At 65.3% G+C, this 15,136-nt stretch carries 13 protein-coding genes; 11 read left to right on the forward strand and 2 right to left on the reverse strand.

Going from position 1 to position 15,136, the window contains the following annotated elements; all coding sequences use genetic code 11:
• Positions 1–79: 79 nt before the first annotated feature.
• The 11 genes from IE126_RS09940 (at position 80) to IE126_RS09990 (ending at position 13,398) form a co-directional block, all read left to right on the forward strand.
• On the forward strand, positions 80–1,582 hold the full coding sequence (locus IE126_RS09940) for an NCS1 family transporter (protein WP_189380865.1): 1,503 nt from the start codon (positions 80–82) through the stop codon (positions 1,580–1,582).
• A 308-nt stretch (positions 1,583–1,890) separates the two neighbouring features.
• The gene (locus tag IE126_RS09945; RefSeq protein WP_108129120.1) at positions 1,891–2,961 is read left to right on the forward strand and encodes a homoserine dehydrogenase; all 1,071 of its coding nucleotides are present in this window, start codon (positions 1,891–1,893) and stop codon (positions 2,959–2,961) included.
• Positions 2,958–4,376 (forward strand): aldehyde dehydrogenase family protein, encoded by a 1,419-nt coding sequence (locus tag IE126_RS09950; protein WP_229825379.1) that lies wholly within the window; start codon positions 2,958–2,960, stop codon positions 4,374–4,376. The genes IE126_RS09945 and IE126_RS09950 overlap by 4 nt, the downstream gene beginning before the upstream one ends.
• Positions 4,377–4,493: 117 nt before the next feature.
• A complete protein-coding gene (locus tag IE126_RS09955; RefSeq protein ID WP_189380866.1) occupies positions 4,494–4,697 on the forward strand; it encodes a hypothetical protein in 204 nt (67 codons plus the stop codon).
• The gene (locus tag IE126_RS09960) at positions 4,694–5,107 is read left to right on the forward strand and encodes a PALP domain-containing protein (protein WP_054302993.1); all 414 of its coding nucleotides are present in this window, start codon (positions 4,694–4,696) and stop codon (positions 5,105–5,107) included. The genes IE126_RS09955 and IE126_RS09960 overlap by 4 nt, the downstream gene beginning before the upstream one ends.
• Before the next feature lie 475 nt (positions 5,108–5,582).
• Positions 5,583–5,669 (forward strand): potassium-transporting ATPase subunit F, encoded by an 87-nt coding sequence (locus tag IE126_RS26380; protein ID WP_082400935.1) that lies wholly within the window; start codon positions 5,583–5,585, stop codon positions 5,667–5,669.
• A gap of 10 nt (positions 5,670–5,679) precedes the next feature.
• On the forward strand, positions 5,680–7,365 hold the full coding sequence (kdpA, locus tag IE126_RS09970; RefSeq protein ID WP_189380867.1) for a potassium-transporting ATPase subunit KdpA: 1,686 nt from the start codon (positions 5,680–5,682) through the stop codon (positions 7,363–7,365).
• 53 nt (positions 7,366–7,418) lie between these two features.
• Entirely contained in the window at positions 7,419–9,440 is a 2,022-nt protein-coding gene (kdpB, locus tag IE126_RS09975) for a potassium-transporting ATPase subunit KdpB (RefSeq protein WP_189380868.1), read from the forward strand.
• Positions 9,441–9,453: 13 nt separating this feature from the next.
• Positions 9,454–10,032, forward strand: a complete 579-nt coding sequence (kdpC, locus tag IE126_RS09980; RefSeq protein ID WP_054302990.1) for a potassium-transporting ATPase subunit KdpC — start codon at positions 9,454–9,456, stop codon at positions 10,030–10,032.
• Positions 10,033–10,042: 10 nt separating this feature from the next.
• Entirely contained in the window at positions 10,043–12,721 is a 2,679-nt protein-coding gene (locus IE126_RS09985; RefSeq protein ID WP_229825381.1) for a sensor histidine kinase, read from the forward strand.
• Positions 12,718–13,398 carry a response regulator gene (locus tag IE126_RS09990; protein WP_189380870.1) on the forward strand — a complete coding sequence of 227 codons (681 nt, stop codon included), beginning with the start codon at positions 12,718–12,720 and terminating at the stop codon, positions 13,396–13,398. The genes IE126_RS09985 and IE126_RS09990 overlap by 4 nt, the downstream gene beginning before the upstream one ends.
• Here IE126_RS09990 and IE126_RS09995 read toward each other — a convergent pair.
• Both IE126_RS09995 and IE126_RS10000 read right to left on the reverse strand, forming a co-directional pair.
• The gene (locus IE126_RS09995; RefSeq protein ID WP_229825383.1) at positions 13,377–14,852 is read right to left on the reverse strand and encodes an FAD/NAD(P)-dependent oxidoreductase; all 1,476 of its coding nucleotides are present in this window, start codon (positions 14,850–14,852) and stop codon (positions 13,377–13,379) included. The genes IE126_RS09990 and IE126_RS09995 overlap by 22 nt on opposite strands.
• Positions 14,849–15,115, reverse strand: coding sequence for a (2Fe-2S)-binding protein (locus tag IE126_RS10000; protein ID WP_229825384.1), 267 nt, complete (start codon positions 15,113–15,115; stop codon positions 14,849–14,851). Before IE126_RS10000 ends, IE126_RS09995 begins: the two co-directional genes overlap by 4 nt.
• Positions 15,116–15,136: the final 21 nt, after the last annotated feature.

Raw genomic sequence — 15,136 nt, forward strand, 5'->3', positions numbered from 1 at the left:
TCATCCAGGGATGACACGGGCCCGCGTGAAGGCGGTGCACGAAGAAAACACTCATCCCGACAACAGGGAAAACGTGACCATGACAACGACAGACAACACGGGCGCTCAGTCATCTGACCGAACCGCGCTTATCGAGGAAAGTATCCTGCCCACAAGGGCCTGTCAGAGGCCCATCGGGATGCTGGGCTATGCGTGGATCTGGGTCGGCATCGCTGTGATCATCGCCACCTATTCGCTGGGCGCGAGCGGCGTTGCCGGGGGATTTTCGCTGACCACGGTGATCCTGACTATCTTTGCCGCGAACCTTGCCATAGGCGCTTTCATGATCCTGACCGCGGATATCGGCACTGAACACGGCCTGTCCTTCGCCGTGTATCTGCGCGCGCCCTTCGGTATCCACGGCACACATCTTCCGGCGGTGTCACGCGGGCTGGTTGCCGCGATGTGGTTCGGTATCCAGACCTATCTGGGGGCGTTGGCGCTGAACGGGATCGGAGAATATTTCCTGGGCTTTTCCAACTGGTTCGTCTGGTATCTGGTGTTCGGCCTTGTCCAGATCGGCAACACCATGCTGGGAATGAAGTCGGTGGAGCGCCTCGCCGCCCTAGCAGCACCTGCGATCATCGCGATTTCGGTGTGGATGTATTTCTCGCTGGAAGGGCTTGCCCGGACCAACGGGCTGAATATCTGGACCTTCCGCGCCGAAGGGCAGATATCGCTGCTGGTATTGTTCATTGCGAACATGGGCTTCTGGTCTACTCTGGCCATCGATATTCCCAACCTGACGCGCTTTGTGAGAACCGGGACACGTCAGCGCGGCTTCTTCGCCCGCAACCGCAACATCTTTGCGGCGCAGCTTCTGGCGCTGCCGGTAACGCAGGCGATGATTGCGGGGATCGGGGCGGTGTCGTTCATCGCAACCGGCAACTGGAACCCCGTCGAGGTGATTCAGGGCGATGCGCAGGGAATGGCGCTGGTGATCCTGCTGGCTCTGGTCGTTCTGGCGCAGTGGTCTACCAACAACTCTGCCAACCTGATCCCCGCTGCGCTGACCTTCATCAACCTTGCGCCGCGTGCCATCACCTACAAGACTGGCGTGGCGCTGGCAGGTGTTGTCGGTACACTTTGCTTTCCGTGGGAAATTCTGGGCAATCTCTTTGTCTTCCTCGGCTACTATGGCGCCTTCCTGTCGGCCATTGGCGGCATCATGGTGGCGGATTATTACGCGCTTCGGGGTCGCAAGCTGAACGTGCCGGATCTGTTCAACTCAAACGGACAGTACCGTTACACGGGGGGCTTCAACATTGCGGGCCTGCTGGCGTGGTTCATTGCTGGCGGCCTTGCGGCCTGGTGGTCACAATACGCCTTCGTCATCGGCTTTCCGGCAGGCTTTACAGCCTACCTCTTGCTGATGAAGGCGCTGGTATTGCCGAACCATCCGCAGGCCGAACTGGGTCGCGGCAACGGCGATGAGTTCCTTGCGGCAACTGTGGGCAAAGACTGGGTCCATACCGGCTTTGGGGCCTTTGCCCGTGTGGACTGCGATGCCGGGCATGAACTGCCGGCGCGGGAAGATCTCTGATTAACGGCGCTGCCTCCCTCCCCGGAGGGCGCCCAAACTCCGGCTCGCCGCGCGCGAGCCGGTTTTTTTGCAGACAATTCAGGGCAGTTCTGTCGAAAGCCCCGGAGACATCTGGCATGCGAAGGGCCGGACAGAGCCGGCGGGAAGATGCGATGGAACTGGATGAATCGGCAGGGCGATCCGTCACCGCTGCGCTTTCGGCGCATCGGCTGCGCAAAATGCGCCGCAGTTTGGTGTGACTGCCAGGTGGTGGAAGCGGTGGCAGCAGGCCAGCCTTGGTTCAGGCATGCACAGCAGGGAGCGACACCGTGACAGCCACCACCTACAGCATTTCTCTGATCGGGTTTGGCGGCGTGAACCGCGCTTTGGCCGAACTGATCGTCACCCGGAACGATGTCTGGCAGCGCGAGCTTGGCTTTCGGCTGATGATCGTCGGGGTCAGCGATCTGACACTGGGCTCGATCATTGCGCCGGGTGGCATTGACCCGCGGGTTCTGACCCGGAGCCGGTTCGAGCCGGGTGGCTTTGCGGCTCTTTCGGGGGGCAGCGCCGATCCGCGCAGTCTGATCGTGGTGCGCAACGCCCCGGCCGATATCGTGGTCGAGGCCACTTTCACCGATGCGCAGACGGGGGAGCCTGCCATCTCGCATTGCCGCGCGGCGGTGGCGGCAGGGCGCCATGTCGTCACCAACAACAAGGGGCCGGTGGCGCTGGCAGCCCGCGCGCTGACGGAACAGGCCAATCGTCTTGGCCTGCGGTTCGAATGCGAAGGCAGCGTGATGAGCGGCACGCCGGTGCTGCGCCTTGCGCGTGAGGCTTTGGCGGGATCACAGATCACCGGATTCAAGGGCGTGCTGAATGGCACCTCCAATTTCATTCTGGGCCGGATGGAGGCGGGGCTGAATTTCGCGGCAGCGCTGCACGAGGCACAGGCCGCAGGCTATGCCGAGGCCGACCCGACGGCGGATGTGGAGGGCCATGATGTGCGGCTTAAGGTCGTGATCCTGGCAAATGAGCTGCTGGGGGCTGATCTTCTGCCTGCTCAGGTAGAGTGTTCTGGGATCACTGCCATTACGCCTGCGCATCTGGCCGAGGCGGCGGCGCAGGGGCGGCGCTGGAAACTTATCGGCTCTGCCATGCGGCAGGCGGATGGTCAGGTAACGGCGCAGGTGCAGGCGAAATGCCTGCCGCTGTCGCATCCACTGGCGGGGATCAGCGGCGCAGTGAATGCGGTGACCTTTGCCACCGATCTTCTGGGGGATGTGACGATCTCGGGTCCGGGCGCCGGACGGGTGGAAACCGCCTATGCGATCCTCTCGGATATCATCGCGCTGCATCGCGACGGGGTTGCCGCCAAATGCTGCGAGGCCGCAGAATGACGTTGCAAGCCCCGCTCACCCCGCGCGAGATGACTCTCACCCCGACCATTGCAGTCCGCTCTCCCTTTGATGGAGCCTGGCTGGCGGATGTTCCTGAAACCCAGGTCGCCGATCTGCCGGCCTTGCTGGCGCGGGCGCGGATCGGGGCCGGGGTGGCGCGGGCCTTGCCCCGTCATGCCCGCGCCGCCATTCTGGACAGGGCGGCGGCGCAGATCGCCGCTGACGCCGAAATCTTTGCCCGGCGCATCGTGCTGGAGGCGGGCAAGACCATCCGGCAGGCCCGTAAGGAAGTGGCGCGCTGTGTGAACACGTTGCGCCTGTCGGCGGATGAGGCGCGTCGCGGGGGTGGCGAGGTGATCCCCTTTGATGCCTTTCCGGGGTCGGAAAGCCGTCAGGGCTGGTTCACGCGTGAGCCCCTGGGAATGATTGCGGCCATCACGCCCTTCAACGATCCGCTCAACCTTGTGGCGCATAAGCTTGGCCCCGCCATTGCCGGAGGCAACGCGGTTCTGTTGAAACCGTCGGAACTCGCGCCGCTCTCGGCGCTGGCGCTGGTGGATGCGTTGGTTGCAGCCGGTTTGCCGGAGGTGGTGGTGACGCCGATGATCGGCGGGGCCGAGCTGGGCCGGGCGCTGGTGTCGGCCCGCGATGTTCGGATGGTCAGCTTTACCGGCGGCTTCCGCACCGGCGAGGCGATTGCAGCGGCGGCGGGGCTGAAAAAGCTGGCGATGGACCTTGGGGGCAATGCCCCTGTGATCGTGATGGCCGATGCCGATCTGGACAAGGCGGTGGCGGGTTGTGTGTCGGGGGCGTTCTGGGCGGCAGGGCAGAATTGCATCGGCGCGCAGCGGCGGCTGATCGCCCGCCCGGTCTATGAGGCCTTCCGGGATCGCTTTGTCACGGCCACACGGGCGCTGGTGACAGGCGATCCGATGGCAGAGGACAGCGATATGGGGCCGATGATCTCGGAGGCGGCGGCAGGTCTGATCGCCGCGCGGACAGAGGCAGCGGTGGCACTTGGGGCGACAGTCCTGTGCGGGCACCAGCGGCAGGGCGCGCTGCATGCCCCGACCGTGCTGGAAGGTGTGCCGCATGCGGCGGCGCTGTGGCAGGAAGAGGCCTTTGCGCCGGTCGTGATGCTGGAGCCGTTCGATAATTTCGAGGAGGCGATTGCCCGCGCCAATGCGATCCCGTTCAGCCTGCATGCGGGGATTTTCACTGCGAGCCTTGAAACCGCACTGGCGGCAGCCGAGCGGATCGAGGCTGGCGGTGTGATGATCAACGACAGTTCGGATTACCGTTTTGATGCCATGCCCTTTGGCGGGTTCAAATATGGCAGCCTGGGGCGCGAAGGTGTCCGGTTTGCCTATGAGGAGATGACCGAGCCGCGCGCCATCTGCCTGAATCGGGGGTGACACCGCATCGCCGCGCAGGTTGTCGCGTCTGCGCGGGAAAAGCCCGGAACTGGCTAAAAGATTGCAGATTTTCGGCGGGTGGGGCCGGTATTCTGCCGGAAAGGAAGGGATATCCCGATGCCGGTCTTGCTTGAAATCATCGGAGAGGCGGGTCAGGCCGAACGGATTGCCCGTGAGCTGGATGGTGCTGGTCCGTTTCAGGCACGCGCCTGTGATCTGCACGCGCCCGTGCCTGTAGGGGAAGCATCGCCGGACTTTCTGTTGTTTTTACGCGATCGCGGGCAGGGGATGACCCTTGTCGCCGGGAAGGAGAAGCTATGATCTTTACAAGCACGCGCGGCCACGCGGCACCCGTCCCGCTGCGGGCCTTGTTGACGCGGGGCACGGCACCGGATGGCGGGCTTTACATGCCGCAAAACTTTCCCGCCCCGGACCTTCAGTGCGCGCTGGCCCTGGGGGCGCTGCCCTTTGCCGATCTGGTGGCGGCGCTGATCGCACTGTTTGACGACCGGCCTGAAGCCGGGTCCGCGACACGGGCAGCGATTGCCCGTGCCTATGCGCGCTTTTCCACAGCCGGGGCGCCGCCGGTGACGGCGCTGACCGAGCGTTGTCATGCGCTGGAGCTGTTTCATGGCCCGACGCTGGCCTTCAAGGATTATGCCCTGATGCCGCTGGCCGAACTCATCTCGGAGGAGATGCAGCGCAGCGGTGGGGAGGCGACCATTCTTTGATGGCGCTTGAGGAAGCGACGAAGCAGGTTTCGATCCGGCTGGCCATCCGCGAAGGGAAAAGATGCGCGCCTCACGGAACGACGGATGCGATAACGGGCGCAACGTTGAAGGCATGCGAGCCGACGAGCGCCATCATCAACAGATAGCTGCCGATCAGGGCTGGTTCGACGCTGGTGCCGCCTAACGCGCCGAATTACAAAAGAATTCCGGCCGGCAAGGCGGCAGCAATGGCGGACGGGACCGCGTGTTTACCTGTTGTATATGAGCCGCCTGCGCTGGCCGGATTCACGCGTTCTTTACGCTGCACCCGACACTTCCGAATAGCCCCTTTGCGGGCCAGCGCCGGAAGCTCTGCCAGTAAACCCTTGGGGGAGAGCTGCAATGGCTGACCTGATTTATCTTGCGCTGGGGCTTGGCGGGTTTGCCGCCTTCTCCGGCCTCACCTTTCTGATCGCGCGGATCTGAGGGGGTATCCATGTTTGACATCATCCTTGGCCTCGCAGCCGCTGTTGGGGTCTTCGGCTTTCTGGTGCTGGCGCTGATCCGCCCCGGCCGGTTCTGACGGGGGCATCATGCAGGATCTTCTTGGATATACCCTGTTTTGCGCGGTTCTGACTGCGGCGGGCTGGGCGCTGGCCGCGCATATGTCCGGCGTCTTTGCCGGGCGCCGCAACCTGATGTCGCCGGTTCTGGCGCCGGTGGAACAGAGGTTCTACCGGCTGGCGGGCATCCGGCCCGACAATGCGCAGGGCTGGAAGGCTTATGCGCTGGCGGTTCTGGCGTTCAACGGCCTCGGGTTTCTTGCGCTTTACGCGATCCTGCGCCTGCAGGGCGTGCTGCCGCTGAACCCTGCCGCCATCTCCGGCATGCCCCCGGATCTGGCCTTCAATACCGCGATCAGCTTCGTCACCAACACCAACTGGCAGGCTTATTCCGGCGAGACACAGCTGAGCTATCTGTCGCAGATGGCCGGGCTGACGGTGCAGAACTTCGTGTCTGCCGCGACTGGCATGGCGGTGGGTGTGGCGGTCATCCGGGGCTTTACCGGGCCGAAAGGTGCGGGGCTGGGCAATTTCTGGGCCGACATGACGCGGTCGGTGCTTTATGTGCTTTTGCCGCTGGCCGCGATCCTCGGATTTGCGCTGGTGCTGCAAGGCGTGCCGCAGACTTTACAGGGGGCTGCCCATGTCACCACGCTGGAGGGCGCCGGGCAGATACTCCCGCGAGGGCCGGTGGCGGCGCAGGTTGCAATCAAGCAACTGGGCACGAATGGCGGCGGTTTCTTCGGTGTGAACTCCGCCCATCCGTTCGAGAATCCCACGATCCTGTCGAACATGCTGCAATGCTTTTCGATCCTGCTGATCCCGGTCGCCTTCTGCTTCCTGTTCGGGCGCATGGCGGCGGATCGGCGGCAGGGCCGGGCGATCTTCGCGGCTATGGGCCTCATGTTCGTTGCCGGGCTTCTGATCATCTGGTGGGCCGAGACGGCAGGAAATCCCGTGCTGAACCCCGGCCCGAACATGGAAGGCAAGGAACTGCGCTTTGGTGCGGGCCTCTCGGCCCTCTGGGCGGCTGCGACCACCGCCGCCTCGAACGGGTCCGTCAATGCAATGCATGACAGTTTCATGCCGCTGTCGGGGCTGGTGCAACTGGTCAACATGCAGGTGGGCGAGGTGATTTTTGGCGGCGTGGGGGCAGGGCTTTACGGTATGTTGCTTTACGTCGTGCTGGCTGTGTTTCTGGCGGGCCTGATGGTGGGACGTACGCCGGAATATCTGGGTCGCAAGATCGAGGGGCGCGAGGTCACGCTGGCCATGCTCGCCTTTCTGTCGATGCCGCTGGGCATCCTGGGCGGGGCGGCGCTTTCGGCCACGGTCCCCGCCGCGCTGGTCTCGCTGCAAGAAGCCGGTCCGCATGGCCTGAGCGAGATCCTCTACGCATATTCCTCGGCCGTGGGGAACAACGGTTCGGCCTTCGCCGGGTTTGGCGCGGCAACGCCCTGGCAAACGACGGCGCTTGGTCTTCTCATGCTGATGGGGCGCTATGCGATCATCCTGCCGATGCTGGCCATCGCCGGATCGCTGGTCGCGAAATCCCGCGCTCCGGTGACGGCAGGCACCTTCCCAACGCATGGGCCGCTGTTTGTCCTGCTGCTGGTGCTGACTGTGCTGGTGCTGGGCGCCCTGACTTTCTTTCCGGTTCTGGCGCTTGGTCCCATCGCCGAACAGGCCGCGCTGACTGCTGGCCAAAGCGACTGACATTCCGGGCGGCCGGGACGCGGCCGCCTTTTCCCCTGACAGGATTCAATCCCATGTCCATCCCGTCCACCGCCCGGTCCGGGCTGTATCCGGCGGCGCTGAAGACCGCGTTTGTCAAGCTTCACCCCCGCGCCCTGATCCGCAATGCGGTGATCTGCGTGACCGCTGTTACTGCGGCGCTGACCACAATTCTTGCGCTGCGTGACCTGATGACCGGCGCGCCCGGTTGGGGTGTCACGCTGCAAATCGCCTTCTGGCTCTGGGTCTGCGTGATCTTCGCCAATTTTGCCGAAGCCCTGGCCGAAGGGCGCGGCAAGGCACGCGCCGACAGCCTGCGGGCCACCAAGGCCGAAACCATGGTGAAACTGCTGGCCAGCGAGGATAGCCCTGAGCCGAGCCTTGTGCCATCGGCCACTTTGCGCGCGGGACAGCTTGTTCGCGTCGATGCGGGCGACCTGATCCCCACCGATGCCGAGGTGATCCGGGGCGTTGCCTCGGTCGATGAAAGCGCCATCACCGGCGAAAGCGCCCCGGTGATCCGTGAGAGCGGGGGCGACCGATCCTCGGTCACCGGCGGCACAAGGATCGTGTCTGACAGCCTGATCCTGCGCATCGTGGCAGAACCGGGCAAAAGCTTTCTGGACCGGATGATCGCGATGGTCGAGGGTGCAGAACGTCAGAAGACGCCGAACGAGATCGCCCTGAACATCCTGCTGTGCGGGCTGACACTGATCTTCCTCATCGTCACCGTGACGCTGGACCCTTTCGCACGCTACTCGGGCATCGTGATCCCGGTGGTTACGCTGGCCGCTCTTTTCGTGACCCTGATCCCGACGACGATCGGCGGGCTTTTGTCAGCCATCGGCATCGCGGGGATGGACCGTCTGGTGCGCGCCAATGTCATCGCGAAATCCGGGCGCGCGGTCGAGGCGGCGGGCGATGTGGATACGCTGTTGCTGGACAAGACAGGCACGATCACCTTCGGCAACCGCATGGCTGATGCCTTCCTTCCCGCACAGGGCGTGGCGGAGCGGGATCTGGTGCACGCAGCCTGTCTGGCATCTCTGGCGGATGAGACGCCCGAGGGCAAAAGCATCGTAGACCTCGCGCGCCGGATGCAGCCGGAACTGGCCGCTGCGGAGGCCGGGGGACAGCCGGTCCTGTTCAGCGCCGAGACACGGCTTTCTGGTGTTGATCTGCCTGGCCGAACACTGCGCAAGGGCGCCGTGGATGCCGTCGAGCGGTTTGTCGGGCACCGGCTGGATGCGGCGCTGCGGGCGCGGGTCGATGAAATCGCGCGTTCCGGCGGGACACCCTTGCTGGTGGCCGAGGGCGACCGGCTTCTGGGTGCCATCCATCTGAAGGACGTGGTGAAACCCGGCGTGCGCGAACGGTTCGCCGAACTGCGAGCCATGGGGATCCGCACGGTGATGATCACCGGCGACAACCCCCTGACTGCCGCTGCCATCGCCGCCGAGGCCGGGGTAGATGATTTTCTGGCCGAGGCCACGCCCGAGATGAAGCTGGAGTATATCCGCCGGGAACAGGCGGGCGGGCGGCTGGTGGCAATGTGTGGCGACGGTTCGAACGATGCGCCCGCGCTTGCGCAGGCCGATGTGGGTGTTGCGATGAACTCGGGCACACCAGCCGCGAAGGAGGCGGCGAACCTGATCGACCTTGACAGTGATCCGACCAAACTGATCGAGGTGGTGCTGGTGGGCAAGCAACTGCTGATCAGCCGGGGCGCGCTGACCACCTTCAGTATCGCCAATGATGTCGCCAAATATTTCGCCATCCTGCCGGCGATCTTTGTCGCCGCCTATCCGGGGCTGGGTGTGCTGAACGTTATGGGTCTGTCCAGCCCGCAAAGCGCCATTCTGGCGGCGGTGATCTTTAATGCGCTGATCATCGTGGCGCTGATCCCCCTCGCGCTGCGCGGGGTGAAATATGCGCCCGGCAGTGCGGCGGCGCTGTTGCGCCGGAACCTGACGATCTACGGCCTCGGCGGTCTGATCGTGCCCTTTCTGGGGATCAAGGCCATCGACATGGCCGTGTCCGCCCTCGGTCTGGCCTGAACGGAGATTTGTCATGCTGACCCAACTTCGCCCCGCTTTCGTCCTGCTGCTGGCCATGACCCTGCTGACCGGGCTGGCCTATCCGCTGGCCATGACCGGGATTGCGCGGCTTGTCGCGCCCGGTGCCGCAAGCGGCAGTCTCGTGTTCCGCGATGGTCTGCCTGTCGGGTCTGATCTGGTCGGGCAGGCCTTCGCGCGGCCTGAGTACCTGCACCCCCGTCCGTCGGCCAGCGATTACGGGGCCATGCCTTCGGGTGCATCGAACCTTGGTCCTGCCTCGGCCGGTTTGCGCGACGCGATTGGCGCGCGGCGCGCGGCATGGCAGGCGGAAAACGGTGTATCGCCGCCGGTTGATGCGGTGACAGCCTCTGGCTCGGGGCTTGATCCGCATGTGTCGCCGGAAAATGCGCAGGGGCAGGCGGCCCGGATCGCCGCCGCGCGGGGCGTGCCGGTGGCCGATGTGCTGGCGCTGATCACGGCCGCGACCGAGGCGCCCTGGCTGGGGCTTTACGGCCAGCCGCGTGTGCATGTGCTGCGGCTCAATCTGGCTCTTGACGCCGCCCTGCCGCTGCCGCCTGCTGGCACGAACTGAGGAGCGCGCCTTGCCCGACCCCGCCCGCCCCACGCCAGAGGCCCTTCTGCCCGCCGCCCGCCGCGAAGGCCGGGGGCATCTCAAGGTCTTTTTGGGTGCGGCGCCCGGGGTCGGCAAGACCTATGCCATGCTTCAGGCCGCGCGCAGCCGTGCGGCCGAGGGCACCAAAGTGCTGGTCGGCGTGGTCGAGACCCATGGCCGGGCCGAGACAGAGGCGATGTTGCGCGGGCTGGACGTGCTGCCCCGCCGCCCGGTCTATCACAATGGCCGCATCCTTCAGGAAATGGACACTGAGGCGCTGATCGCACGGCGGCCTGATCTGGCGCTGATCGACGAGCTGGCGCATTCCAACCTGTCCGGCGGGCAGCATGACAAGCGCTGGCAGGATGTCGAGGATGTGCTGGCGGCGGGGATCGACGTCTATACCACCCTGAACGTGCAGCATGTCGAGACACTCAATGACACCGTGGCCCGGATCACCGGGGTACGCGTGCGCGAGACAGTGCCGGATTCGGTGCTGGAATCCGCCGATGAAATTGCGCTGATCGATCTTTCGCCGGACGAGCTGATTGCCCGCCTGCGCGCGGGGAAGGTCTATGTTCAGGATCAGGCCGCGCGGGCTGTGGCGAATTTCTTCGCCAAGGGCAATCTGACGGCGCTGCGCGAACTGGCGATGCGGACGGCAGCCGACCGGGTCGATGCCCAGTTGCAGGAGCACATGGCCGTCCATGCCATCGAGGGGCCGTGGCCCACGCAGGAGCGCATTCTCGTCGTGCTGCCGGAAGGTTCGATCGGGCGCGACGCGGTTCGGATCGCCAAACGTTCGGCCGATCGGGCGCGGGTGGAGTGGCTGGCCGTCGCCCTGACCAGCCTGCGCGCCGAGGCCCGCGCCGAAGACAGCACCAGCCCCGCCCTGCGGCTTGCCGAACGGCTGGGCGCCGAGGTGACTGTTCTGCAGGCCGACGGCGCGGCAGAGGCAGAGTTGCTGGATTTTGCCCGCCGCCACAATGTCCGCCGGATTGTGGTTCCGCGTCCGCCCGTCCGCGGGTTTCTGGCCCGCCGCCTGATGCCCCGCCCGCAGGAACAGGTGGTGGCGGGTCTCCTGCGCGGTGCGACCCGGTTCGAGCTTACGCTGGTGACCGACGAAGATAGCCCCGGCCGCCGGACGCCCCGCGCGGCGGGCCCTTCTTTGCCCGATGCCGGTCGCAATTTCGCGCTGGTGGCCGGGGCGGTGGCGGCAACCACGCTGCTTGCGGTTCTGGCCGACCGCTTTATCCCGGTTTTCAGCCTGTCGCTGCTGTATATGACCATGGTCGTCGCTGTCGCAGCCCGGCTTGGGCGCTGGCCCTCTGTCGCGGCGGCCGTGCTCAGTTTTCTGGTCTACAATGTCCTTTTCACCGAGCCGCGCTTCTCATTGAGGATCTGGAGCCAGGGCCAGTTCCTGACGCTGCTGCTGTTCCTGGCGGCCTCGATCCTGACCGGCAATCTGGCGGCCCGGCTGCGGGACCGGGCCATCCTGCAACGGGCGATTTCTGACCGCACCCGCAAGCTTTACGATTTCTCGCGCCGCGCGGCGGCGGCGGCTTCGGTCGATGATGTGGTCTGGGCAGCGGTCAGCCATGTCGCTGCCGTGCTGGAATGCGAAACCATCCTGCTGCTGCCCGATGATGCGGGGCAACTGGCCGTTGTCGGTGCCTTCCCGCCCGAAGACCGGATGGAGCCGCGCGAAACTTCGGCTGCGCGTTACGCATATGACAAGGGTGAACCGGCGGGCCGGGGATCGGCCACCTTGCCTGCCTCGCGCTGGCTGTTCCTGCCGCTTTCGGCGGCAGAGCGACGTATCGGTGTGCTGGGGCTGACTTATGCCGACGGGCGTGAACCCGCCCCAGGCGACCGGCATCTGGTCGAGGCGCTGGCCGATCAGGTCGCGCTGGCGCTGGAGCGGGTGCGGCTGGCCGATGATCTGGCGCAAAGCCGGGTGCTGAGCGAGACAGAGCGCCTGCGCGTCGCGCTGCTTTCCTCGGTCAGCCACGATCTGCGCACGCCGCTGGTGTCGATCCTCGGCGCAGCCGAGGGGCTGGATCAGGCCGGGCTGGCGCCCGATGGCCGCGCCCAGTTGGTCGATACCATTCGCGAAGAGGGTGAACGGCTGGACCGCTATATCCAGAACCTGCTGGACATGACCCGGCTGGGTCACGGCGCGCTGAAGCCGCGCACCACCACGGTCGATCTGCGTGAACTGGCCGGTGCAGCCCGCCATCGACTGCGAGGTGCGCTGCGTGATCAGCCTGTTGAGGTGGCGATCCCCGCTGACATGGCCCCGGCCGAGGTGGACCCGGTGCTGATCGAACAGGTTCTGGTCAATATTCTCGACAATGCGCGCAAATATGCCGGGCCCCGCAGCCCGATCCGCATGTCGGCCCGGACCGAGCGTGGCCGCGCCGTGCTGGTGATCGAGGATGACGGACCCGGCCTGCCTCCGGGCGCCGAAACACAGGTGTTCGACATGTTCTGGCGCGCCGATCAAGGCGATGGAGGGCAGTCCGGCACCGGGCTGGGCCTTGCCATCTGCAAGGGGATCGTCGAAGCCCATGGCGGGCGTATCCGGGCCGAAGCCGTTCATCCTGACGGGCATGGCACGCGGATCACGCTTGACCTGCCGCTCTGGAATCCCGAGGTATCTGCATGACCGCCCGCATCCTGATCGTCGAGGACGAGGCTCCGATCCGCCGTTTCCTGCGTATCGCGCTGGAGGCCGAGGGGCATCTGGTGTCCGAAGCGGCAACGGCGCACGAGGGGCTGGCCCTGGCCGCGAAAGAAGCTCCGGCCGCGATGATCCTTGACCTCGGTCTGCCGGATGCTGACGGGATCAGCGTGCTGCGCGGGGTGCGGGAGTGGACGCAGATGCCGGTTCTTGTGCTGTCGGTGCGCAACGACGAGGCGGGCAAGATCGCCGCACTGGATGCCGGCGCGCAGGATTACGTCACCAAACCATTTTCAACAGGCGAATTGCTGGCGCGGCTGCGCGGCCTGCTGCGCGACCGCGCGGTCGAGGGCGGCAGCGCGTTCCTGACGCTCGGCCCGCTGGAAATTGACGCCGCAGACCATCGCGCCAGCCTTTCCGGCGAGGATCTGCGCCTGACCCGCAAGGAATTCGACCTCCTGTGGCTTCTTGCCAGTCATGCAGGGCGGCTGGTCACGCAGGACATGATCCTCCGGGCGATCTGGGGGCCTGCCCATGCCGGGGACAGCCAGTATCTGCGGGTCTACATCCGCCAGTTGCGCGTCAAGCTGGGCGACGATGCCGCCGATCCGCGGTGGATCTTCACCGAGCCGGGCGTAGGCTATCGACTGGCGGCGGGGTAGGTCGCGGGAGTGGTGGCCGGGATGTGCTCCTCTTGTGATCTTTCCAGATCGCACAGGGATTGGAGAGGAACGGGTTTCACAGGGAAGTTCGCATTGAAGAAGCCGGACTCCGGGATGGTTGCGCCGCGTGTGGTGGCCAGACGAGCAGCCACCGTCCCTTCGCAATATCGGCCCTGACAGGGTCCCATACCCGTGCGGCATTCAAGTTTCACCGCGCTTGCGGTGGACAGGAAGGGGTTCTTGCGCAGCGCTGCATCCAGCGCACCGCTGCGGATCAGCTCGCAGCGGCAAACGATCACGTCCTCAGCCCCTGACAGCCGTGCCAGTGCCTCGCGTTTCGGTTCGAACATGGTCTGGATCACGCGGGAAAACCGGCCCGCCCGTGCCAGAATGCGGCCCGCCCGCCTGCGCTGCGTCGGATCTGCCGCAACCCCAAGCGATGCGGCGATGCCCAGACCGGCCATCTGCCCCTCGGCCCGGGACCGTTCGGCCCCGGCGATCCCGGTCGGCTCTCCGGCGACAAAGACGCCTTCGGCCGAAGTCTGGAACGTCTGGTCATGGGCCACTACCCAGCCACCGAGATCCGAGGCCCATTGCATCCTGCAACCCGCCTGACGCGCAAGTTCGGTCGAGGGGTTGAAGCCATAGCCCAGCACCAGAAGGTCGGCGGCGACATGTCGCGGCTTCCCCGTGCGCATCCAGCCTTCATCGACCTCCGCCAGCCGGACCCCGGTCACCTCTGTCGTGCCTTCGACCCCGTCGATTATGGTCCGGCGCGTGACGGGTATCCCCCGTGCAATGATCTTGCCCATCGCCCGGAACGCATCGGCAAACAAGGTGACATGGCCGGGAAGGGCAGGGACCGCGCCGATCATCTCGGCAAAATTCGGCAGGCCGCGGGCAAGGGCGATTTCGGCGATATCGGCGCGGGCCTCCAGCAACTGTTCGGCGAGGATCAGGAGGATCGGATGCGACCCCGCGAGAACAAGGCGGCGCCCCATCAGCAGTTTCTGACTTTTCAAAAGCGACTGTACCGCCCCTGCCGTCATCACGCCTGGAAGTGTCCAGCCGGGGAAGGCGACCGGCATGTCATGCGCTCCGGTTGCGATCAGCAGACGGCGGGCCGCAACAAGGCGCCCGCCTTCGGGTGTGTGCAAGGCAAGCCGCAGCGGCGCGTGGTCGTCGGGGTCGCGCAAGACCCCAAACGCGGTGCTTCGAAAGGCGGTCGTGATACCCGGATGGTCTTCGAAACGTTCGATCAGGTCTTTGGCCCAGGAATAGGGGCGGTAATTGCCGTGCCGCTGGCCCCATTCCTGCGGTGGGCGACGAAAGATCTGCCCGCCTGCCCGCGCCTGTTCGTCGACCACCAGTACCGAAAAACCGGCATCCGCCACCGCGATGGCGGCGGCCATGCCGGCAGGGCCTGCGCCTATGACCGCGAGATCCATCATCATGTCGCCTGGTGTCGGGTGACACAAAGACCGTCGCGCGCCTCTGTCAGGCAGGCCCGCACCAGCCTCTGTCCATCGACGGTGACAACACAGTCAAAGCAGGTGCCCATGTTGCAGAAGGGCAGGCGTGGAGTTCCTTCGCGCGTCAGGCCAAAAGCGGATACCTGCGCAGCCAGAAGGGCCGTTGCCAGCGTTTCGCCGCAGTAGCCCGTCACCGGCTGCCCTTCGAAATGGAAGGTAACAGCCGGGCCTCTGGTCGCCGTCATGCGCCTTGCTTCTGTCATGTC

Origin of the sequence: Gemmobacter nanjingensis (assembly GCF_014652195.1) — a bacterium.
GTDB lineage: Bacteria > Pseudomonadota > Alphaproteobacteria > Rhodobacterales > Rhodobacteraceae > Gemmobacter > Gemmobacter caeni.

Bases quoted from the DNA above. Each gene is read 5' to 3' on its own strand.
- IE126_RS09940 (WP_189380865.1), top strand. From the start codon at position 80: ATGACAACGACAGACAACACGGGCGCTCAGTCATCTGACCGAACCGCG.
- IE126_RS09950 (WP_229825379.1), top strand. From the start codon at position 2,958: ATGACGTTGCAAGCCCCGCTCACCCCGCGCGAGATGACTCTCACCCCG.
- IE126_RS09955 (WP_189380866.1), top strand. From the start codon at position 4,494: ATGCCGGTCTTGCTTGAAATCATCGGAGAGGCGGGTCAGGCCGAACGG.
- IE126_RS09960 (WP_054302993.1), top strand. From the start codon at position 4,694: ATGATCTTTACAAGCACGCGCGGCCACGCGGCACCCGTCCCGCTGCGG.
- IE126_RS26380 (WP_082400935.1), top strand. From the start codon at position 5,583: ATGTTTGACATCATCCTTGGCCTCGCAGCCGCTGTTGGGGTCTTCGGC.
- kdpA (WP_189380867.1), top strand. From the start codon at position 5,680: ATGCAGGATCTTCTTGGATATACCCTGTTTTGCGCGGTTCTGACTGCG.
- kdpB (WP_189380868.1), top strand. From the start codon at position 7,419: ATGTCCATCCCGTCCACCGCCCGGTCCGGGCTGTATCCGGCGGCGCTG.
- kdpC (WP_054302990.1), top strand. From the start codon at position 9,454: ATGCTGACCCAACTTCGCCCCGCTTTCGTCCTGCTGCTGGCCATGACC.
- IE126_RS09990 (WP_189380870.1), top strand. From the start codon at position 12,718: ATGACCGCCCGCATCCTGATCGTCGAGGACGAGGCTCCGATCCGCCGT.
- IE126_RS09995 (WP_229825383.1), bottom strand. From the start codon at position 14,852: ATGATGATGGATCTCGCGGTCATAGGCGCAGGCCCTGCCGGCATGGCC.
- IE126_RS10000 (WP_229825384.1), bottom strand. From the start codon at position 15,115: ATGACGGCGACCAGAGGCCCGGCTGTTACCTTCCATTTCGAAGGGCAG.